19 protein-coding genes and 1 pseudogene are annotated in these 19342 nt (G+C 69.6%); 13 read left to right on the forward strand and 7 right to left on the reverse strand.

Annotated features, from left to right (window positions below):
* Positions 1-188 precede the first annotated feature (188 nt).
* Positions 189-581 carry a CBS domain-containing protein gene (locus ACZ5XS_RS02640; RefSeq protein ID WP_468647371.1) on the reverse strand — a complete coding sequence of 131 codons (393 nt, stop codon included), beginning with the start codon at positions 579-581 and terminating at the stop codon, positions 189-191.
* A 402-nt stretch (positions 582-983) separates the two neighbouring features.
* On the opposite strand from ACZ5XS_RS02640, the gene ACZ5XS_RS02645 reads away from it, so the two are divergent.
* Together ACZ5XS_RS02645 and ACZ5XS_RS02650 are read left to right on the forward strand one after the other, a co-directional pair.
* A complete protein-coding gene (locus ACZ5XS_RS02645; RefSeq protein WP_468647372.1) occupies positions 984-2252 on the forward strand; it encodes a hypothetical protein in 1269 nt (422 codons plus the stop codon).
* Between the two features lie 183 nt (positions 2253-2435).
* Positions 2436-2924: pseudogene (locus ACZ5XS_RS02650) on the forward strand (tyrosine-type recombinase/integrase); the annotation flags it as partial.
* Between the two features lie 38 nt (positions 2925-2962).
* On the opposite strand, the gene hisN reads toward ACZ5XS_RS02650, so the two are convergent.
* Positions 2963-3763: a histidinol-phosphatase gene (hisN, locus tag ACZ5XS_RS02655; RefSeq protein WP_217239462.1), complete on the reverse strand. Its 801-nt coding sequence runs from the start codon at positions 3761-3763 to the stop codon at positions 2963-2965.
* Between the two features lie 238 nt (positions 3764-4001).
* Here hisN and ACZ5XS_RS02660 point away from each other — a divergent pair, with 238 nt between their 5' ends.
* A complete protein-coding gene (locus ACZ5XS_RS02660) occupies positions 4002-4610 on the forward strand; it encodes a TetR/AcrR family transcriptional regulator (RefSeq protein ID WP_468647373.1) in 609 nt (202 codons plus the stop codon).
* A 45-nt stretch (positions 4611-4655) separates the two neighbouring features.
* On the opposite strand, the gene ACZ5XS_RS02665 is transcribed toward ACZ5XS_RS02660, so the two are convergent.
* From ACZ5XS_RS02665 to ACZ5XS_RS02680, 4 genes are all read right to left on the reverse strand, one after another.
* Positions 4656-4979: a DMT family transporter gene (locus ACZ5XS_RS02665; protein ID WP_468647374.1), complete on the reverse strand. Its 324-nt coding sequence runs from the start codon at positions 4977-4979 to the stop codon at positions 4656-4658.
* Between the two features lie 132 nt (positions 4980-5111).
* Positions 5112-6122, reverse strand: coding sequence for a ribosome small subunit-dependent GTPase A (gene rsgA, locus ACZ5XS_RS02670; RefSeq protein ID WP_217239459.1), 1011 nt, complete (start codon positions 6120-6122; stop codon positions 5112-5114).
* A gap of 11 nt (positions 6123-6133) precedes the next feature.
* Complete coding sequence (gene aroA / locus ACZ5XS_RS02675) at positions 6134-7450, reverse strand: 3-phosphoshikimate 1-carboxyvinyltransferase (protein WP_468647375.1); 1317 nt, start codon at positions 7448-7450, stop codon at positions 6134-6136.
* Between the two features lie 110 nt (positions 7451-7560).
* The gene (locus ACZ5XS_RS02680) at positions 7561-8283 is read right to left on the reverse strand and encodes a M50 family metallopeptidase (protein ID WP_468647376.1); all 723 of its coding nucleotides are present in this window, start codon (positions 8281-8283) and stop codon (positions 7561-7563) included.
* Between the two features lie 50 nt (positions 8284-8333).
* On the opposite strand from ACZ5XS_RS02680, the gene ACZ5XS_RS02685 reads away from it, so the two are divergent.
* The 10 genes from ACZ5XS_RS02685 to ACZ5XS_RS02730 all read left to right on the forward strand — a co-directional run bounded on the left by ACZ5XS_RS02685 (position 8334) and on the right by ACZ5XS_RS02730 (position 18310).
* Positions 8334-9149 (forward strand): SOS response-associated peptidase, encoded by an 816-nt coding sequence (locus tag ACZ5XS_RS02685; protein ID WP_217239456.1) that lies wholly within the window; start codon positions 8334-8336, stop codon positions 9147-9149.
* A 1-nt stretch (position 9150) separates the two neighbouring features.
* Complete coding sequence (locus tag ACZ5XS_RS02690; RefSeq protein WP_468647377.1) at positions 9151-9789, forward strand: alpha/beta hydrolase family protein; 639 nt, start codon at positions 9151-9153, stop codon at positions 9787-9789.
* A gap of 258 nt (positions 9790-10047) precedes the next feature.
* Positions 10048-10734, forward strand: coding sequence for an RNA polymerase sigma factor SigR (gene sigR / locus ACZ5XS_RS02695; protein ID WP_468647514.1), 687 nt, complete (start codon positions 10048-10050; stop codon positions 10732-10734).
* A complete protein-coding gene (gene rsrA / locus ACZ5XS_RS02700; protein WP_217239453.1) occupies positions 10731-11033 on the forward strand; it encodes a mycothiol system anti-sigma-R factor in 303 nt (100 codons plus the stop codon). The genes sigR and rsrA overlap by 4 nt, the downstream gene beginning before the upstream one ends.
* A gap of 129 nt (positions 11034-11162) precedes the next feature.
* Positions 11163-12470 carry an HD-GYP domain-containing protein gene (locus ACZ5XS_RS02705; protein ID WP_468647378.1) on the forward strand — a complete coding sequence of 436 codons (1308 nt, stop codon included), beginning with the start codon at positions 11163-11165 and terminating at the stop codon, positions 12468-12470.
* Entirely contained in the window at positions 12467-13738 is a 1272-nt protein-coding gene (locus tag ACZ5XS_RS02710) for an HD-GYP domain-containing protein (RefSeq protein WP_468647379.1), read from the forward strand. The genes ACZ5XS_RS02705 and ACZ5XS_RS02710 overlap by 4 nt, the downstream gene beginning before the upstream one ends.
* Positions 13739-13842: 104 nt before the next feature.
* A complete protein-coding gene (locus tag ACZ5XS_RS02715; RefSeq protein ID WP_217239450.1) occupies positions 13843-14823 on the forward strand; it encodes a tetratricopeptide repeat protein in 981 nt (326 codons plus the stop codon).
* A gap of 93 nt (positions 14824-14916) precedes the next feature.
* Complete coding sequence (def, locus tag ACZ5XS_RS02720) at positions 14917-15567, forward strand: peptide deformylase (RefSeq protein WP_468647380.1); 651 nt, start codon at positions 14917-14919, stop codon at positions 15565-15567.
* A gap of 290 nt (positions 15568-15857) precedes the next feature.
* A complete protein-coding gene (cyc1, locus tag ACZ5XS_RS02725; protein WP_468647381.1) occupies positions 15858-16943 on the forward strand; it encodes an epi-isozizaene synthase in 1086 nt (361 codons plus the stop codon).
* Positions 16940-18310, forward strand: a complete 1371-nt coding sequence (locus ACZ5XS_RS02730; protein WP_468647382.1) for a bifunctional albaflavenone monooxygenase/terpene synthase — start codon at positions 16940-16942, stop codon at positions 18308-18310. Before cyc1 ends, ACZ5XS_RS02730 begins: the two co-directional genes overlap by 4 nt.
* Here ACZ5XS_RS02730 and ACZ5XS_RS02735 read toward each other — a convergent pair.
* Positions 18264-19280, reverse strand: a complete 1017-nt coding sequence (locus tag ACZ5XS_RS02735; protein ID WP_468647383.1) for a GlxA family transcriptional regulator — start codon at positions 19278-19280, stop codon at positions 18264-18266. The genes ACZ5XS_RS02730 and ACZ5XS_RS02735 overlap by 47 nt on opposite strands.
* Positions 19281-19342: the final 62 nt, after the last annotated feature.

The raw sequence follows: 19342 nt of genomic DNA on the forward strand, positions 1-19342 counted from the left end.
GCGACCAGCCTAACAGCCAGAAGGACCAGGTCGCGACCAGGTGTTACTTTGGATGAATGCATGACTTGGACTTTGTCCATTGTGGTAGTTGCGGCTGAACGAACCACCAGCACTGGATCGCTTGTCGTGGGCGGGTGGGCCGGACTTCCCGGGAGGGGGTCCGGCCCCTTCGCGTGCGACGACGGGCTCTAGGCCGGTACCTGCTGCCGGACCGGGGCCCAGCAGCGGATGATGTCGCGGACGGAGACGATGCCGACCGGCTCGTCGTGGTCGAGAACGATGAGATGGCGGAAGCCGCCGTGCGCCATGGCGCGGGCCGCCTCCTCCAGGGTCCAGGTCGGGGCGGCGAACACGACGTCGGTGGTGGTGTGGGCGTGGACGGGTTCCGAGTCCGGGCTCTGGCCGAGGCCGACCGAGTTGAGGACGTCGCGTTCGGTGAGGATGCCGATGCCCCCGGCGTCCGGGTCGTGGACGATGGCCGCGCCGATCCGGCGGGCGGACATCAGGGCGGCGGCCTGGCGGAGGGTGTGGGTGGGGCCGATGGTGAGAACGACCGTGCTCATGGCGTCGCGGACCAGCATGGGTTCCGAGTCACCTCCTAGGAACCGCTGCGATAGTTCAGCGGTTCACAAGTTCACAAATGAGGGTCCCCTCAGAGTGGCAGGCAAAGCGGAGGTCAACAAGAGGGCGCGTGCGGCCGATCGGGGGCGTGCGCACTCTATCGTGCCGCTCAGTAGCGCTCGTATTGAACCGCCTCCCGGGCCACGTGCGATGTTGGGCCGCATCCGGCCTGAGGCCTGCGCGGTTGCCGTCGACCTTGGTCGTTGTTGGTCGTCGCCGGCCACCCGCGGACGGCCCACAGGCGGCCCGGTGGGGTGCCTGTGAGCCGTCTCTCCGGCTGTGCAGCCAAAGCGTCGTAGCCGACCGCAACAGGCGGACGCGAAAGCCACTCTGAACGGGCCAGGTTCGCGATAAGATTCAGCATGTCGTATGACGCGCGCGTTTTTACCGTACTGGTCGCATCCCCCGGGGATGTTGAGGAAGAACGCCAAGCAATTGCCGAGATTATCCACGAGTGGAATAATCTGAATTCTAGAGATCGAAGCGTTGTACTCCTGCCTCTCCGCTGGGAAACGCATGCGCATCCTGAAATGGGTGCCGAGCCACAATCGATCATCAATCGGCAACTTGTCGACGGCTGCGATATGGCGGTAGGCGTGTTCTGGACACGTCTGGGTACACCCACGACGACGGCAGGGAGTGGATCAGAGGAAGAAATTACCCGCGTCGGTGAATCCGGAAAACCAGTCATGGTGTACTTTTCGAACGCCCCAGTCCCCCCAGGAAACCTGGATTTGGCAGAGCTGTCGAGGCTAAGGGAATTTCAGGCACGGCAGTACCCTCAGGGTCTTATTGAAGCGTACTCTTCAATTCAAGAATTTCGGGATAAATTTTCGCGTCAAATTTCTGCAAAGATTATGGAGATGGCGGCCAATGACGCGAAGCGTCAGTCGGCTGAAGCGGAGACTTCAGGCGGAACTGCAGAAGGCTCCGAGCTTTTGACTCTTTCCGTAGCCAGGGAGCCGGGTAAGCAGGTCCTCGAGAATTCTCTACATATGCAAAAGCTAGTCTGTGTCGACAGGGACAAGATTCCTGACTATGTGACCCCCAAGGAAGTTGGTGGCGAGCACAGAACGTATTTGACTGGATCTGATCCAACCTCCCGAATCTACATCAGCGCTACAGGGGAGGATAAAAACTACTACAGGAAGGTTGTGGATTATACGGAGAAGATCTCAACTCAGATTTTTTTCAGTTTTGGACTAGAAGCAGATTATAAAGCCGTACGCGATGTGCACGTTCAAATGCGCATGACAACCGAAGGGTCCGTGACGCTCAGCAGATCGCCGCTTTACTCCCCGCCTAATAAAGGTGGCTCAGGCGTTGCCATCGGTGGGTTGTCTTTCCATTCGGTCGACCCGATGGAAATTTCCAGGGTTTCACGAAGTGAATGGGCGATCGAGTTCGATGTTTCGGTGGTGCAGGTGGGCCGCACAATCTTCTCGCCTGGTCTCTATATGCGCACTGATGGCACTGCCAAATTGCGATATGAAGCAACCGTTTATTCCAGCGAATCAAAGCCCTTCCTCCTGGCTAATGAGATTCAAATCCACGTAACGCCGAGAGAGCTTACGTATCTCGATATATTGAAAACTATGGGAGAAAGTTTGAAGAGCGTGAGTACGGAGTGAAAGGTACCTTGTAGATGCATGGGTGCCCGAGATTTCGACTCGGTTTGTTGGGGTCGCAGCGCATCGACGGCAGCGCAGCACCCACTTGCAGCCGTCTTCCGGCTGGGTGGAACAAGTACGGGCACAGGCTGCTCCGTTGACCGATCGTGCCTGCCTCTCACGGCGAAGGGATCCGGGCCCGCGAAGCAGGTGTTCGCGCTACCCAAGGGTGGCAAGGCGCGTACCGTCCCTCTGCCTGAGAGCGTCGCTCGCGCGCTTGAGGTTCATATCGCGCAGGATTCGCCCTTGGCAGTGACATTGCCGTGGCGGTCGGTTGACGGCTCACCGGTCACGGTGTCCCTCCTCTTCCCCAACGCCGAGGGGCGCGCGGTGAACCGCTTTGTCTTCAACGACAAGGCATGGCGGCCCGCTCTCGACAAGGCGGGTATCCCGCGCGGCAGGGAGAACGGCATGCACGCGCTCAGGCATTTCTACGCGTCCGTTCTGCTGGATGCGGGGGAGAGCATCAAGGCGTTGTCGGAGTACCTGGGACACCATGACCCCGGCTTCACGCTGCGGACGTACACGCACCTGATGCCGAGCAGCGAGAAGCGCACGCGGGAGGCGGTCAACCGCGCGTTCGCGGACGGCCCGAAGACCGATGACGGCCCCACGACGGCCCAGGAGGGGTGAGGACGGTCCTAACGCGCAGGTTCAAGCCGCAAGTGGCGTCAGTAGCGCTCGTTCAGATAGCCCAGGAACTCGTCGTGCAGCAGGCCGTTCGAAGCGGCCGCGTTGCCGCTGTGCGGGCCGGGGCGGCCGTCGAGGCCGGTGAAGGTGCCGCCGGCCTCCGTCACGACGATCGCGGTCGCGGCCATGTCCCACAGGGAGAGCTCGGGCTCGGCGCACAGGTCGACCGAGCCCTCGGCGACCATCATGTACGGCCAGAAGTCGCCGTACGCGCGCGTGCGCCACACCTCGCGGGTCAGGTCCAGGAAGCCGCCCAGGCGGCCCTGGTCCTCCCAGCCGGTGAGCGAGGAGTACGCGAAGGAGGCGTCCGAGAGCTTCGAGACGCGGGAGACGTGCAGTCGGGAGGCCGAGGTGAGGCTGCGGCCGGAGAAGGCGCCGTGCCCCTTGGCGGCCCACCAGCGGCGGCCGAGGGCGGGCGCGGAGACCACACCGACGACGGGCTGGTAGCCGCCCTCCGCCGCCTCCATGAGCGAGATGAGGGTGGCCCAGACGGGGACGCCGCGTACGTAGTTCTTCGTGCCGTCGATGGGGTCGATGACCCAGCGGCGGGGCCCGGTGCCCTCGATGCCGTACTCCTCGCCCAGGATCGCGTCCCGGGGACGGGCGCGCTGGAGCTGGCCGCGGATGAGTTCCTCCGCGGCCTTGTCCGCCTCGCTGACCGGAGTCATGTCCGGCTTCGTCTCCACCTTGAGGTCGAGGGCCTTGAAGCGGGCCATGGTCGCCGCGTCGGCGGCGTCCGCGAGGACGTGGGCGAGGCGGAGGTCGTCGTGGTAGTCCGGCATGTGAGGAACGCTATCTGTCGGTGGTGGTGCGGGGCTACAGGGGGCCTGGTGGTGGGGGGTCCGGGGTGGGTGCCGGGCGCGGCCCCGGGTGGTGGTCCGCTCGCGGCCGTGGCGGCAGCGGGGCGCCCACAGCTCGCGAAAGCCGCTCGGGCGCCCCCGCGTGCCGTCGCGAACCCTTGACAGTGACTCCGTCCGCGTCAAATCTGGGCGCAGTGCCGCTCGCCCTCGGGAGGCGAAGATGCCTGCAGCGCGGGAATCCCTGCTGGACGCCGCATACACGGCGCTGGTCCGTCGGCCGTGGTCCGCTGTGCGGATGGTGGACGTGGCGGCGGCGGCCGGAGTGTCCCGGCAGACGCTCTACAACGAGTTCGGGAGCAAGGAAGGTCTGGCCCGCGCCCTCGTCAGGCGAGAGGCGGACGGCTATCTCGTCGGGATCGAGCGTGCGCTCACCGCGACCGGCGACGCCCGCGACCGGCTGACCGCCACCGCCGAGTGGACCGCGTCGACGGCCCGCGACAACGTGCTCGTACGCGCCATGCTCACCGGCTGCTGGAGCGAGCGGCTGCCCTCGCCGACCCTGTCGGCGGTGCCGTCCTCCTCGGCCGTACCGGCACAGCGCCGGGCGGACGGCCCGCTGCCGTCACCCGGCGACTTCGTGGCCCTGGTGCGCGACCGGGCCGTGACGGTTCTCGCCGGACCCGGCACACCGAAGTCGGAGACCGCCGAACTGGCCCGCTCCTGCGAACTCGTCGTCCGGCTCGCCCTGTCCTGCGTGTCGGCCCCGCCCGGTGAGGGCGGCGTCGCGGATCTCGTACACAGCGCCTTACAGCGCCAGTTCGTCTTATGAGCGTCCTCTGCTCGGTCGGACCCTCTCGGATGCTCCCGGACGCGCTCAGTGGGCGGAGCCCGACAGCTGGAGGCCGATCACCCCGATGATCACCAGGCTGATCGAGACGATCTTCAGCGTGGAGACGATGTCGCCGAGGAAGATCATCCCGTAGATCGCCGTCCCCGCCGCGCCGATGCCCGTCCACACGGCGTACGCCGGCCCCACGTCGAGCTTTCTCAGCGACAGGGTCAGCAGGCCGAAGCTGCCGAGGGCGAAAATGCAGAAGGCGACGGTCGGCCAGAGTCTGGTGAAGCCGTGCGACAGCTTCAGACAGACGGCGAACCCGGTCTCGAGCATTCCGGCCACGACGACCAGCAGCCACGCCATGTGCTGTCCTCCCGTAGATGTCCACGTGTCCCAGCGTTGTGTGACCGCTTCATCAGGTTTTGGTCAGGCTCGGATCCGGCTCGGTGCGATTATGCCCTTACCGGCCGTACCCCGGGACAAACAACGCGGAGGTCAGTCGCCTTCCGTGCGCTCCTTCGTCGCCAGCATCCGGCGCAGCGAGTACAGCCGGGCCGGGTCCGCGTGGCCCTCCGCCACCCAGGCGTCCAGCGCGCAGTCCGGCTCGTCGTGACTGCACGCGCGCGGGCAGCCCTCGGTGCCGGGCTCCAGGTCGGGGAAGGCGTGGATCACCCGGGACGGATCCACGTGGTGCAGGCCGAACGACCGCAGGCCCGGGGTGTCGACCACCCAGCCCGCGTCGCCCGCGAGCGGCAGTGCCAGTGCCGAGGTCGTGGTGTGGCGGCCGCGGCCCGTCACCGCGTTCACATGGCCGGTCAGCCGGCGGCGTTCCTCCGGGACCAGCGAGTTGACCAAGGTCGTCTTGCCGACCCCGGAGTGGCCCACGAAGGCGGTGATCCTGCCGTCGAGCTGCTCGCGGACCCGGCCCACCGCGTCGCCGCTCTCCAGTTCCGCACGGCTGGTGACCACGTACGGGATGTCCAGGTGGCCGTAGAGCTCCAACAGCTTGTCGGGCGAGGCGAGGTCCGACTTGGTCATGACCAGCAGGGGTTCCAGGCCCGCGTCGAACGCCGCCACCAGGCAGCGGTCGATCAGGCGGGGGCGGGGTTCCGGGTCGGCGAGGGCCGTGACGATGGCGAGCTGGTCGGCGTTGGCGACGATCACGCGCTCGTACGGGTCGTCGTCGTCCGCCGTGCGGCGCAGGACCGACTTCCGGTCCGCGATGCGGACGATGCGGGCGAGGGAGTCCTTCTTGCCGGTCATGTCGCCGACGATGGCCACGCGGTCGCCGACCACCGCGGCCTTGCGGCCGAGCTCGCGCGCCTTCATCGCCATCACGATCCGGTCGTCGACCAGGCAGGTCAGACGGCCCCGGTCGACGGTGAGGACCATGCCCTCGATCGCGTCCTCGTGCTTGGGGCGGATGTGCGTACGCGGCCGGTTGCCCTTGCGGTTCGGGCGGGAGCGGATGTCGTCCTCGTCGGTGTGCTTGCCGTAGCGGCGCATGAGATGAGTCCCTACGCCCCGAGCATCCCGGTCCACAGGCCGGGGAAGTCCGGGAGGGTCTTCGCCGTCGTCGCCACGTTCTCGATCTGTACGCCCTCCACCGCCAGCCCGATGATCGCGCCGGCCGTCGCCATGCGGTGGTCCTCGTAGGTGTGGAAGATCCCGCCGTGCAGTCGGCGCGGACGGATGTGCAGGCCGTCGGCGGACTCGGTGACGTCACCGCCGAGTTCGTTGATCTCCTTGGTGAGCGCGGCCAGCCGGTCCGTCTCGTGCAGCCGCAGGTGCGCGACGCCCCGGAGGGTGGAGGGGGAGTCCGCGAGGGCCGCGACCGCCGCGATGCCCGGGGTCAGCTCGCCGACCTCGCCCAGGTCGACGTCGATGCCGTGGATCGCGCCCGAGCCGGTGAAGACCAGGCCGTACTCGGTGAGTTCGCAGGAACCGCCCATTTCGGTGAAGATCTCCCGCAGCCGGTCACCGGGCTGGGTGGTGCGGGCCGGCCAGTCGGGGACGAGGACCTTGCCGCCGGTCACCAGGGCCGCCGCCAGGAACGGCTGGGCGTTCGACAGGTCCGGCTCGATGGTCAGGTCCCGGCCGAGCAGGGCGCCCGGCGTGACCCGCCAGACGTTCGGCTCGCCGCCCGACTCCGGGGTGTCCACCTGGGCGCCGACCGAGCGCAGCATGTCGACGGTCATCCGGATGTGCGGCATGGAGGGCAGCGCCGAGCCGATGTGGCGGACCTCGACGCCCTGGTTGAAGCGCGGGCCGGAGAGAAGCAGGGCCGACACGAACTGGGAGGACGACGACGCGTCGATCTCGACCGTGCCGCCGTCCAGCGCGCCGCCGCCGTGGACCGTCAGCGGCAGAGCGCCGCGGCCCTCGTCGTCGATCCGGGCGCCGAGGACCCGCAGGGCGTCGATCACACCGTTCAGGGGACGCTCGTACGACCTCGGGTCGCCGTCGAAGCGGACGGGGCCGTCGGCGAGCGCGGCGACCGGCGGCAGGAAGCGCATCACCGTGCCGGCGTTGCCGACGTCGACCGTGGCCGGGCCGGACAGGCCCGTGGGCAGCACGCGCCAGGCCTCGCCGGAGCCGTCGGGGCCGACCCCTTCCTCGATGGCGACGCCCATCGCCCGCAGCGCGCCGGCCATCAGCAGGGTGTCGCGGGAGCGGAGCGGGCGGCGCAGCCAGCCGGGCTCGGAGGCGAGGGCGGCCAGCACGAGGGCGCGGTTGGTGACCGACTTGGACCCGGGCACGTGGACCGTCGCGTCGACGGCTCCGCTTGCGTGCGGGGCGGGCCAGAGGGCGGTGTGTGCGGGGTTTGGGGCCATGGAGCCCACTTTAATGGTCGGCCGTGGTTCGGGTGCGGCGCCGTCGGGGCTGGTCGCGCCATGTGGCACAACCGCATGCCGGCATGGCCCCGCGCCCCTGGGGAGGTGCTTCAGACCTCCAGCAACCAGCGGCCACCGCCTATCAGGGAACACAGTGAGACCGCGTGGAACAGGAACAGCCACAGCCCCGCCGGAACATGCGTCAACCGCGACAACTGGTCCGCGTCCGAGTCCCCCGCCCCGCCTCGCGACCGCTTCGCCTGGAGCTCGAACGCCGGGCGCACCCCGCCGATCAGCAGGAACCACACCACCGCGTAGGCGAACGCCGCCTGGACCTGGGGTCCCGCCAGCCAGGACACCAGCACGAACGTGCCGCCGGTGACGAGGACCGTCACCGCGCCGTACGCGTTGCGGATCATCACCAGCATCGCCACCAGCAGCAGCGTCGCCAGCCACAGCAGTGCGGTGATGTGGCCGGCGCCGAGGAGCGCGGCGCCGCCGAGGCCGAGGAGCGGGGGAGCGGTGTAGCCGGCCGCCGCGGTGAGGATCATGCCGATGCCGTGCGGCTTGCCGCGGCTGACGGTCAGGCCGCTCGTGTCGGAGTGCAGGCGTATGCCGGTGAGGGTGCGACCGGTGAGCAGGGCGACCAGGCCGTGGCCGCCCTCGTGGGCGATGGTGATGGCGTTGCGCGCCACACGCCACAGGGTGTGCGGGACGACGACGGCGAGCGCGGCGACGAGGGTCGCGATCACCACCCACAGATCGGGGTCGGGCTGGCTGCCGAAGACCTCGTCCCAGAGGGAGGCGAGCGAGTCGGATGCGATGGTGTGCATTGTCGGCGGTGGCTCCCGTAGGTCTCGTCGAATCTGGCAGTGTGGCACGTATGTGCGGACGGTATGCAGCGAGTCGTGGGCCCGAGGATCTCGCAGGAATCTTTGAGGTCGAGAAGTGGGAGCCCGAGGAGACCTTGGCGCCCGACTACAACGTGGCGCCGACCAAGGAGGTCTACGCCGTCGTGGACCGCCCTCTCAAGGACGCGGAGGACCCGAGGCCGGTTCGGCAACTGCGCAAGCTGAAGTGGGGACTGGTCCCGTCCTGGTCGAAGACGCCCGAGGGCGGCGCCCGGATGATCAACGCCCGCGCGGAGACCGTCCACGAGAAGCCGTCGTACCGCCGTGCCTTCGCCACCCGGCGCTGCGTGATCCCCGCCGACGGCTACTACGAGTGGGTCACCGGCACGCAGGAGCGGGACCTGGAGGTCGAGGGGAAGAAGAAGCGGCCGCGCAAGCAGCCGTACTTCGTGCTCCCCGCCGACGGGTCGGTGTTCGCGATGGCCGGCCTGTACGAGTTCTGGCGGGACAAGACCCTGCCCGACGACCACCCGCGGGCCTGGTGGGTGACGTGCTCCGTGATCACCACGGAGGCGGAGACGACCCCGCTGGCCGTCGCCCCGGCGGACGGGCCGCACGCCCTCGCCGACATCCACCCGCGCATGCCCCTGATGCTGACCCCGGACCGCTGGGACACCTGGCTCGACCCGTCCCGCACGGACCCCGACGACCTGCGCGAACTGCTCGCCCCGCCGCCCGCCGGGCTGATGCGCGCGTACCCCGTCTCCACGGCCGTCAGCAACGTCCGCAACAACGGACCGGAACTGCTGAAGGAGCTGGAGGGCCCCGAAGAGGGCACACTCTTCTGACGTGACGCAACAGACCACGCAGAGCATCGAGACCGACGCCGGGGCCGCCCGCGTCACCTGGCACCGGGCGAGGCGGCCCCGGCTGCTGCTGGCCGTCAGTCACGGCGCCGGCGGCGGCATCGAGGCACGCGACCTCCAGGCGCTCGCGCGGGTCCTCCCGGCGCAGGGCGTCACCGTCGCCCTCGTGGAACAGCCCTGGCGGGTGGCGGGCAAGAAGGTGGCGCCCGCGCCGAAGACGCTGGACGCGGGATGGCGGGGCATCTGGCCGGCCCTGGCCGAGCCGGGCCTCCCGGTGGTCTCCGGCGGCCGCAGCGCCGGCGCCCGGGTCGCCTGCCGTACGGCTGTCGAGCTCGGCGCGCACGCCGTTCTCGCGCTCAGCTTCCCCCTGCACCCGCCGGGCAGGCCGGAGAAGTCCCGCGCCGGGGAACTGCTCGGCGCCGGGGTGCCCACGCTCGTCGTCCAGGGCGGCAACGACCCGTTCGGGAAGCCGGAGGAGTTCCCGCAGGGGTCGTACGAACTGGTCGAGGTGCCGTACGCCGATCACGGCTTCGTCGTGCCGAAACGAGCGGACATCGGCCAGGAGGAGGCCGTGACAGTTGTCACGGACGGGGTGGTGGAGTGGGTCCGGTCACTCGGGTAAAGGCTCGGGAATGTTGAGCGGCGGACCTCTGTTGAGCGGGACAGAAGTGCTGAGGAGACCGGCACCGACGTCGTAGGAGAGGAAGTCCGCCGCATGGGTTCGACCATCTGCCCGAGCCGCAGCAGCCGCGCCGACCTGGACTGGACGGTGCTGCATGCGGCCAAGGCCGCCCCGATTCGGGCGGCGGGCGGACCGGATCGTGTTCTATCCTCCGATTCTGGTGGGACCGGTCTCGGCCCCGCCCGAAATCTTGAGGAGGTGGGTCCGGTTCCCGGTACCGACGCAGGGACCGAACACGGCCAGGCGGAGCAGCCCGAGGGCCAGGGCAGCACGAGCGCGGAGTCGCCCGCGGAGCGCAGCGCGCGCTTCGAGCGGGACGCGCTCGAGTTCCTCGACCAGATGTACTCGGCGGCGCTGCGCATGACGCGCAACCCGGCCGACGCCGAGGACCTGGTGCAGGAGACGTACGCCAAGGCGTACGCGTCCTTCCACCAGTTCCGTGAGGGCACCAACCTCAAGGCGTGGCTGTACCGCATCCTCACCAACACCTTCATCAACTCGTACCGCAAGAAGCAGCGCGAACCCCAGCGCTCCGCGGCCGAGGAGATCGAGGACTGGCAGCTCGCGCGCGCCGAGTCGCACATGTCGACCGGTCTGCGCTCCGCCGAGTCGCAGGCGCTGGACCACCTGCCCGACTCGGACGTGAAGTCGGCCCTGCAGGCGATCCCCGAGGAGTTCCGCATCGCCGTCTACCTCGCGGACGTAGAGGGCTTTGCGTACAAGGAGATCGCGGACATCATGGGGACACCTATCGGTACGGTGATGTCCCGGCTGCACCGGGGCCGCCGTCAACTGCGCGGCATGCTCGAGGACTACGCCCGTGAGCGCGGGCTGGTCCCGGCCGGCGCCGGAGAGTCGAACGAAGCGAAAGGCTCGGGCTCATGAGCTGCGGAGAGCCGCACGAAACGGATTGCAGCGAGATCCTCGATCATCTCTACGAGTTTCTCGACCGGGAGATGCCCGACACCGACTGCACCAAGTTCGAGCACCATTTCGAGGAGTGCTCGCCGTGCCTGGAGAAGTACGGCCTGGAGCAGGCCGTGAAGAAGCTGGTCAAGCGGTGCTGCGGGCAGGACGACGTGCCGACCGACCTGCGCTCCAAGGTCATGGGGCGGATCGAACTGATCCGTTCCGGGCAGGCCGTGCCCGAGCATGACGTGACAGCTACCCCGCAGGAGTCCTGAACTCCCGCCCGGGAACGGGCTGTCGTCACTCGAACGTGCTAATCCGCGGGTTATCGGCCCGCGGACTCCCCCTCGCCGTCTTAGGCTCCGGACGCTGGACAGTCATGGCCGGGCTCGGGGGAGGGTCGTATGGAGGCGGTACCGGCACGGGCGCGCGTGTACGTCACCTGTGTGGTCCTCGGCGCCCTGTGCTGTCTGCTTCCGCCGCCCACCGTGCGAACGCCCTGGTGGGCGGTCGTCCTGCTCGCCGCGCTCTACGGCGGCTGCGAGCGGGTCGCCGCCCGCTTGCGGTTCACCGGGACGTTCTACCCCGTCCTGCTCGCCGGGGCCTTTCTGCTGCCTCCGTCCGCCGCCGCACTGGTGGTGCTGCCGGGGGCCCTGCTGTCCCGGGTCGAGCAGCGGCCGCAGTGGCTGCGGCGGGTCTGGCGGGCCGCCCAGCTCGTCCTCGCCGTGTGGGCGGCCGCGCGCGTGCACCGGGCGCTGGACGGGCGGGACGCCGTCCACGCCTCCGACTTCCCGTACGCGCTCGCGCCCGCCGCGGCCGCGGTGCTGGCCTTCTGCCTGGTGCTGACCGTGCTGGACGGGGGGATCCTGGCGCTCGCCGAGCGCGTCCCGGCGCGCAGGGCCTGGCGGGGCCTGTTCGTCCGGTCGCTCGCACCCGCCGTCGTGCACGGGCTCGCCGGGCTGATGATGGCCGTGCTGTGGCGCAGTCCGTACGGGCCCGTCGCCGCCCTGCTCGTGCTGCTGCCGATGTGCGTGTCCTGGTGGGTGTTCGCCCAGTACCACCGGGAACGGGCCGCCCATCAGGCGACGATCCGGGCGCTCGTGCAGGCCGTCGACATCAAGGACGGATACACGCGCGGGCACAGCGAGCGGGTCGGGCAGGCGTCGATGATGATCGCGCGCGAGCTGGGCATGCCCGACGAACGGGTCGAGGTGCTGCGGTTCGCCGGAATCCTGCACGACGTGGGCAAGCTCGGGGTTCCCACCCGGCTGCTGCGCAAGGACGGGCCGCTGACTCCCGAGGAGCGGCGGGTGATCGAACTGCATCCCGAGTACGGCCACGAGATGGTGCGGGGGATCTCCTTCCTCGGCGAGGCCCGTGCGGCGGTGCTGCACCATCACGAGCGGCTGGACGGGAGCGGCTACCCGTACGGGCTGGCCGGGGGTCAGATCCCGGAGTCCGCCCGGGTGGTGGCGGTGGCGGACGCCTTCGACGCGATGACGTCGACCCGCTCCTACAGCAGGGCCCGGCCCGTCCCCGTCGCCCTGGCGGAGCTGGAGCGCTGCGCCGGAACCCACTTCGACCCCCGGATGGTGACGGCACTGGTCCGCGCACTGAGCCGGCACGGCTGGCACCCCGCGGTCACCGCGGACGAGGCGCACACGCCCCGCCCCCGCCCGCCGGTCCCCAGCCAACCGGGAGCACGTCGATGACCGGCTGCCGGCGGGCGACGACGAGCAGCTGCCGGCCCCCGTTCCTCCTCGTCCTCATCCACGCCTCCGCCGCCCTCCTCGCCACCCTCTCCCTCGCCACCACCCTCTGGACCGGCCTCGACGAGCGCGGTGCCGCCCTCGCCTTCGGCGTGCTGGTCACCGTCGGTGAGCTGAGCCGATGGACCGGCGCGCAGGTCAGGGAGGCGGCGCCGCTCGGGGCCGCGGCGGCGCTGTCGTACGCCCTGCTGGGGGCGTACGCGGGGGCACCGACGCGGCACGGCGTGGCTCAGGTCGTCGCCGTCGTGCTCGCCGCCTCGCTCCTCGGCGCCGTGCCGCACATCGCGCGCGGACGGCGTGGGACGTTCGACCATCTGGCCCGGCGCATCCTCACCGTGGGGTTCGCCGCCGTCTGCTTCCAACCCCTGTACAACCAGGGCACGTTCCGCGACTGGGTCGGGCCCGCCTACGCCCTGCTGCTGCTCGCGCTGCTCTCCCTCACCGCGCTGTGCGACGCCGTGCTCGCCGCCGCGCTGGCGCACTCCCGTACCCGGTGGCCCTTCGGACCGCTGCTGCGGGACGAGCTGCGGGCGCTGCTGGGGATCGGGTCGGCCGTCTGCGCGACGGGGGCCGTGATGGCGCTCGCGGTCGCCGTGGCGGGGCTGTGGGCGCTGCCCGTGTTCTCGCTGCCCCTGCTGCTCACCCAGATGTCCTTCCGGCGGTACGCGGCCGTCCGGGCCACCTACCGGCAGACCATCGCCTCCCTCGCCCGGGCCACCGAGATCGCCGGGTACACCCCGGCCGGGCACGCCCGCCGGGTCGCGGCGCTCGGGCAGGCCGTCGGGCGGGACCTGGGGCTCACGGAGCCCGAGCTGACCGTGCTGGAGTACGCGGCCCTGATGCACGACATCGGGCAGCTCAGCCTCGTCGATCCGGTGCCGGCGGGCGCCACGGCCGGGCTGCCCGCCGGGGAACAGCGCCGGATCGCGCTGCTGGGCGGGGCCGTCGTACGGCAGACCGGCGTGAATCCGCAGGTGGCGATGGTCGTGGAGCGGCAGGCCGCCCCCTGGCGGGAGCAGCCGGTCGCGGCGCGGGTCGTCCGGGCCGTGAACGCGTACGAGGAGAAGGCCCGGGACGCCGGGCCCGGCGGGCCCCTGAAGGCGCTGGAGGAGCTGCGGCTGGCGACGGCGGAGGAGTACGCGCCCGAGGTCGTCGAGGCGCTGGCCCGTGTCCTGTCACGGGACTGTCTGACCCTGCCTCTGGCTGGGTAACCCATGGGTAATGAGCGCCCTTCCAGCCGTACGTGGTTGGATGCGAATGAGAGGGTGTCCGGGGGCACAGCCAGCCCACTGAACGGAACTGGCAGGCGGGAATCGTGAGGATCTTCGGCAAGGGACGGAACCGGCCCTCCGCCTCCTGGCGGCAGGCCACAGACCGTGCGTTCACGCTGATCGGGGACGGTCGGTACGAGGACGCGGGGGCGCTGCTGACGCGCGCCGCCGATCTGGAGCCCTGGCTGTCCGAGTCCTGGTTCAACCTCGCCCTTCTCCACAAGTTCCGGCACGACTGGGAGCAGGCGCGGGCGGCCGGTCTGAGGGCCGTGGCCCTGCTGGACCGGGAGACGGGCGCACCTGACTGGTGGAACGTGGGCATCGCGGCCACCGCCCTGCAGGACTGGCCGCTGGCGCGGCGGGCCTGGCAGGCGTACGGCCTGCGGGTGCCGGGCGGTGCCACCGCCGCCGGCGAGCCCGTCGGGATGGACCTCGGCAGTGCGGCCGTACGGCTGTCCCCGGAGGGCGAGGCCGAGGTGGTGTGGGGGCGCCGGCTGGACCCCGCGCGGATCGAGGTGCTGTCCATTCCGCTGCCGTCGTCCGGGCGGCGCTGGGGCGAGGTCGTGCTGCACGACGGGGTGCCCCACGGGGAGCGGACCACCGCCGTCGGGCACTCCTACCCGGTGTTCGACGAGATCGAGCTGTGGGCGCCCTCGCCCGTGCCCACCTGGGTGGTCCTCCTGGAGGCCGCCACCGAGGCCGACCGGGACGCCCTGGAGCAGCTCGCCTCCGACGCCGGCTTCGCAGCGGAGGACTGGTCCTCGTCCGTGCGGCTGCTGTGCCGGATGTGCTCGGAGTCCCGGATGCCGTCCGACGAGGGCGACGGGGAGCATCTCGACCCGCACGACCACAGTGAACCCGGGCATCCGGGGCCGCTCGGGCATGTGACCGACGGGCAGCTGTGGGTGCCGGAGCGGGAGTGCGGGGTGGCGGCGCCGGCCTCGCTGGTGCGCGGGCTGCTGGACGGGTGGGTCGCGGACAGCCCGGACTCCCGGGAGTGGCGGGACCTCGAAGAGGTCTGCTGAGGCCGTGGCGCCTCGCCGTCCCCTGAAGGGGCAAGGACCCCTTTAGGCTGTAGTCGCAGAATTCCCAGGAATGCAGGAAGGCGTACGTCGGTCATGGCGCAGCAGGACACCGATCAGCAGCACGCGGGCGTGTTCCCCGTGGACGACGAGGGCTTCGTCATCGACACCGAGGACACCGAGGAGCGCGAGAACGCCTGGCGTGAGCGGGGCACCTCGCGGCCGATCACGGTGGTGGGGAACCCCGTGCTGCACAAGGAGTGCAAGGACGTCACCGAGTTCGGCGCGGAGCTGGACCAGCTGGTCGCGGACATGTTCGCCTCGCAGCGCACGGCCGAGGGCGTGGGCCTGGCCGCCAACCAGATCGGCGTCGACCGGAAGGTCTTCGTGTACGACTGCCTGGACGACGAGGGCAAGCGGCACGTCGGTGTCGTCTGCAACCCGAAGCTCGTGGACCTGCCCGCCGACAAGCGCCGGCTGGACGACAGCAACGAGGGCTGTCTGTCGGTACCCACCGCGTACGCGCCGCTCGCCCGCCCGGACTACGCGGAGGTGACCGGGCAGGACGAGAAGGGCAACCCGATCAAGGTGCGCGGCACCGGCTACTTCGCTCGGTGTTTGCAGCACGAGACCGACCACCTGTACGGGTACCTCTACATCGACCGTCTCTCCAAGCGGGAACGCAAGGACGCGCTGCGGCAGATGGCCGAGAACGAGCCCCGCTACCCCGTGGTCGCCAACGACTGAGTGCCCCGCCGCCTCACAACTCCCTCACGTACGGCGTCTGTTCAGGAGAACCTTCCTGACCAGGCGCCGTTCGTCGTGCGTCGTACGGTCGATCCCCTGTGCTCTCACGGTGATCCAGAACCAGTCACGCAAGGGGGGATCTCAGCACTGTGGGGTAGTGAATGGAGCAAATCCGTTCCCAGATCGGTCAGTTGTGGTGCTGAATGGGATGAGCGGGGATACGCAACGGCGCACGCCTGGCACAGCGGGAGGGGTGTGTGCGCCAACTGGCGGCTGGAAGGGGTTTGTTCGTGCCTGCTTTCCCACACAGCACCACATCGACACCGACGGCGATCGCGGTTCCACCGTCGCTCTCTCTCCCGGTGATCGAGGCAGCGTTTCCCAGGCAACTGCACCCTTATTGGCCCAGGCTCCAGGACAAGACCCGGACCTGGCTACTGGAAAAGCGGCTCATGCCGGCCGACAAGGTGGAGGAATATGCCGATGGCCTGTGCTACACCGACCTGATGGCGGGGTACTACCTCGGTGCCCCCGACGAGGTCCTCCAGGCGATTGCGGACTACAGCGCGTGGTTCTTCGTCTGGGACGACCGCCACGACCGTGACATCGTCCACGGCCGTCCGGCCGCCTGGCGGCGGCTCAGGTTCCGCCTGCACGCGGCCCTCGACTCGCCACGGACCCACCTGCACCACGAGGACTCGCTGGTCGCCGGGTTCGCGGACAGCGTGGCGCGGCTGTACTCGTTCCTGCCCGAGACCTGGAACGCCCGGTTCGCCCGGCACTTCCACGAGGTGATCGAGGCGTACGACCGCGAATTCCACAACCGCACCGAAGGGATCGTCCCCACCGTCCAGGAATACCTCGCGCTGAGGCGGCTCACCTTCGCGCACTGGATCTGGACCGATCTGCTGGAGCCGGCCGCGGGGTGCGAACTCCCGGACAGTGTGAGGAAACACCCGGCATACCGGCGGGCGGCCCTGCTGAGTCAGGAATTCGCCGCCTGGTACAACGACCTCTGTTCGCTCCCCAAGGAAATAGCGGGCGACGAGGTGCACAATCTCGGAATCAGCCTCATCAAGCACGAGGGGCTGACTCTGGAAGAGGCGGTCGCCGAAGTCCGGCGACGAGTCGAGGAATGCGTGTCCGAATTCCTCGTCGCCGAACGCGACGCTTTGCGTTTCGCCGACGACCTCGCCGACGGAACGGTGCGCGGAAAGGAACTGAGCGCCGCCGTGCGGGCCTGTGTCGCCAATATGCGGAACTGGTTCAGCACCGTCTACTGGTTCCACCACGAATCCGGCCGGTACATGGTCGACAGCTGGGACGACCGGTCCACGCCCCCGTACGTCAACAACGAAGCGGCAGGTGAGAAATGACCGTCGAATCCGTGAAGCCCGCGGCACCCGAGGCCCGGGAGCTGCGCGAGCCGCCCCTGGCGGGCGGCGCCGTCCCGGTCCTCGGCCACGGCTGGAAGCTGGCGCGCGATCCGCTCAGCTTCATGGCCCGGCTGCGTGACCACGGCGACGTCGTACGCCTCAGGCTCGGCCCCAAGACGGTGTACGCCGTCACCACGCCGGCCCTCACCGGAGCCATGGCGCTGAGCACCGACTACATCATCGCCGGCCCGCTGTGGGAGTCGCTGGAGGGACTGCTCGGCAAGGAGGGCGTGGCCACCGCCAACGGGCCCACGCACCGGCGCCAGCGGCGCACCATCCAGCCCGCCTTCCGGCTCGACGCCATCCCGGCGTACGGGCCGATCATGGAGGAGGAGGCGCACGCGCTGGCCGAGCGTTGGAAGCCCGGCGAGACGGTCGACTGCACCTCCGAGTCCTTCCGGATCGCGGTGCGCATCGCGGCCCGCTGTCTGCTGCGCGGCGACTTCATGGACGAGCGGGCCGAGCGGCTGTGCGTCGCCCTCGCCACCGTCTTCCGGGGCATGTACCGGCGGATGGTGATTCCCGCCGGGCCGCTCTACCGGTTGCCGCTTCCAGCCAATCGCCAATTCAACCGCGCGCTGGCCGATTTGCATCTCCTCGTCGACGAGATCGTCGCCGAACGAAGGGCATCTGGTCAAAAGCCGGACGATTTGCTGACGGCATTGCTGGAGGCGAAGGACGAGAATGGCGAACCCATCGGGGAACAGGAGATCCACGACCAGGTCGTCGCCATCCTCACACCCGGCAGCGAAACCGTCGCGTCCACGATCATGTGGCTGCTCCAGGTCCTTGCGGAACATCCGGAACACGCGGACAGGGTGTGCGCGGAAGTCGAAACCGTCACCGGCGGGCGTCCGGTGGCATTCCAGGACGTCCGGGCCCTCAGCCACACGAACAATGTCGTCGTCGAAGCCATGCGTTTGCGGCCCGCCGTATGGATTCTGACGCGGCGGGCGGTGCGGGACACCGAACTCGGTGGCTGTCGCATCCCGGCCGGTGCCGACATCATCTACAGCCCGTACGCGATCCAGCGCGACGGCCGGTCCTATGCGGACAACCTGGCGTTCGACCCCGACCGCTGGCTGCCCGACCGGGTCAAGGACGTGCCGAAGCACGCCATGAGCCCGTTCAGCGTGGGCAACCGCAAGTGCCCGAGCGACCACTTCTCGATGGCCCAGCTGACGCTCGTCACGGCGGCACTGGCGGCGAAGTACCGCTTCGAGCAGGTGCCCGGATCCGACGACGCGACCCGGGTGGGGATCACGCTGCGCCCGCAGCGGCTGCTGCTGCAGCCGGTGGCCCGGTGACAGGTGAGGCCGCCTCCGGGCCCCGGAAGGTGCGCCGGTAGGCGTTCGGGGTGGTGCCCACCGCCCGGACGAACTGGTGGCGCAGCGCGGCCGCGTTGCCGAACCCCGTTCGACCGGCGATCGCGTCCACCGTCTCGTCCGTCGCCTCCAGCAACCGCTGGGCCAGCAGGACGCGTTGGCGCAGGATCCAGCGGTAGGGGGTCGTCCCCGTCTCCTGCTGGAAGCGACGGGCGAAGGTGCGCGGGGACATGTGGGCGCGGTCGGCGAGCTGCTCGACGGTGACCTCCTCGTCCAGGTGCTGCTCCATCCACACCAGCACCTCGCCGACGGTGTCGCACTGCGACCGGGGCAGCGGCCGCTCGATGTACTGCGCCTGTCCGCCGTCCCGGTGCGGCGGGACCACCATCCGCCGGGCGATCTTGTTGGCGACCTCGGGCCCCTGTTCCTTGCGCACGATGTGCAGACAGGCGTCGATGCCGGCGGCGGTGCCGGCCGAGGTGATGACGGGGTCCTCGTCCACGTACAGCACGTCCGGCTCGATGACCGCCTTCGGGTAGCGCCGGGCCAGCTCCTCCGCTTGCAGCCAGTGCACGCTGCACCGCCGGTCGTCCAGCAGTCCGGCGGCGCCGAGCAGGAAGACGCCGGAACAGACGCTGAGCACCCGGGCCCCGCGGTCGACGGCTGCGACCAGGGCGTCCAGCAGATCGCGCGGGTAGGTGCGGGTGACGTAGTCGTTCCCGGCCGGTACGGCGATCAGGTCGGCCTCCGCCAGCCGGTCGAGGCCGTACGGCGTGGAGACGGTGAGGCCGCCGACGTGCGTGCCGAGCGAGGGGCCTTCCGCCGAGACGACCGCGAAGTCGTAGGTCGGCAGGCCCTCGTCGCTCCGGTCGATGCCGAAGACCTCGCAGACCACCCCGAGTTCGAAGGGGTGCACGCCGTTGAGCAGGACCACGGCCACGTTGTTCAGCATGCTGCCAGTGTGCCTCGAAACTGGCAGTAAATCGAGGGTCCACGGCAGTCCTGCCACTGTTT

Source organism: Streptomyces sp. NPDC033131, assembly GCF_055578365.1.

Bases quoted from the DNA above. Each gene is read 5' to 3' on its own strand.
- ACZ5XS_RS02640 (WP_468647371.1), bottom strand. From the start codon at position 581: ATGCTGGTCCGCGACGCCATGAGCACGGTCGTTCTCACCATCGGCCCC.
- ACZ5XS_RS02645 (WP_468647372.1), top strand. From the start codon at position 984: ATGTCGTATGACGCGCGCGTTTTTACCGTACTGGTCGCATCCCCCGGG.
- hisN (WP_217239462.1), bottom strand. From the start codon at position 3,763: ATGCCGGACTACCACGACGACCTCCGCCTCGCCCACGTCCTCGCGGAC.
- ACZ5XS_RS02660 (WP_468647373.1), top strand. From the start codon at position 4,002: ATGCCTGCAGCGCGGGAATCCCTGCTGGACGCCGCATACACGGCGCTG.
- ACZ5XS_RS02665 (WP_468647374.1), bottom strand. From the start codon at position 4,979: ATGGCGTGGCTGCTGGTCGTCGTGGCCGGAATGCTCGAGACCGGGTTC.
- rsgA (WP_217239459.1), bottom strand. From the start codon at position 6,122: ATGCGCCGCTACGGCAAGCACACCGACGAGGACGACATCCGCTCCCGC.
- aroA (WP_468647375.1), bottom strand. From the start codon at position 7,450: ATGGCCCCAAACCCCGCACACACCGCCCTCTGGCCCGCCCCGCACGCA.
- ACZ5XS_RS02680 (WP_468647376.1), bottom strand. From the start codon at position 8,283: ATGCACACCATCGCATCCGACTCGCTCGCCTCCCTCTGGGACGAGGTC.
- ACZ5XS_RS02685 (WP_217239456.1), top strand. From the start codon at position 8,334: ATGTGCGGACGGTATGCAGCGAGTCGTGGGCCCGAGGATCTCGCAGGA.
- rsrA (WP_217239453.1), top strand. From the start codon at position 10,731: ATGAGCTGCGGAGAGCCGCACGAAACGGATTGCAGCGAGATCCTCGAT.
- ACZ5XS_RS02705 (WP_468647378.1), top strand. From the start codon at position 11,163: ATGGAGGCGGTACCGGCACGGGCGCGCGTGTACGTCACCTGTGTGGTC.
- ACZ5XS_RS02710 (WP_468647379.1), top strand. From the start codon at position 12,467: ATGACCGGCTGCCGGCGGGCGACGACGAGCAGCTGCCGGCCCCCGTTC.
- def (WP_468647380.1), top strand. From the start codon at position 14,917: ATGGCGCAGCAGGACACCGATCAGCAGCACGCGGGCGTGTTCCCCGTG.
- ACZ5XS_RS02730 (WP_468647382.1), top strand. From the start codon at position 16,940: ATGACCGTCGAATCCGTGAAGCCCGCGGCACCCGAGGCCCGGGAGCTG.
- ACZ5XS_RS02735 (WP_468647383.1), bottom strand. From the start codon at position 19,280: ATGCTGAACAACGTGGCCGTGGTCCTGCTCAACGGCGTGCACCCCTTC.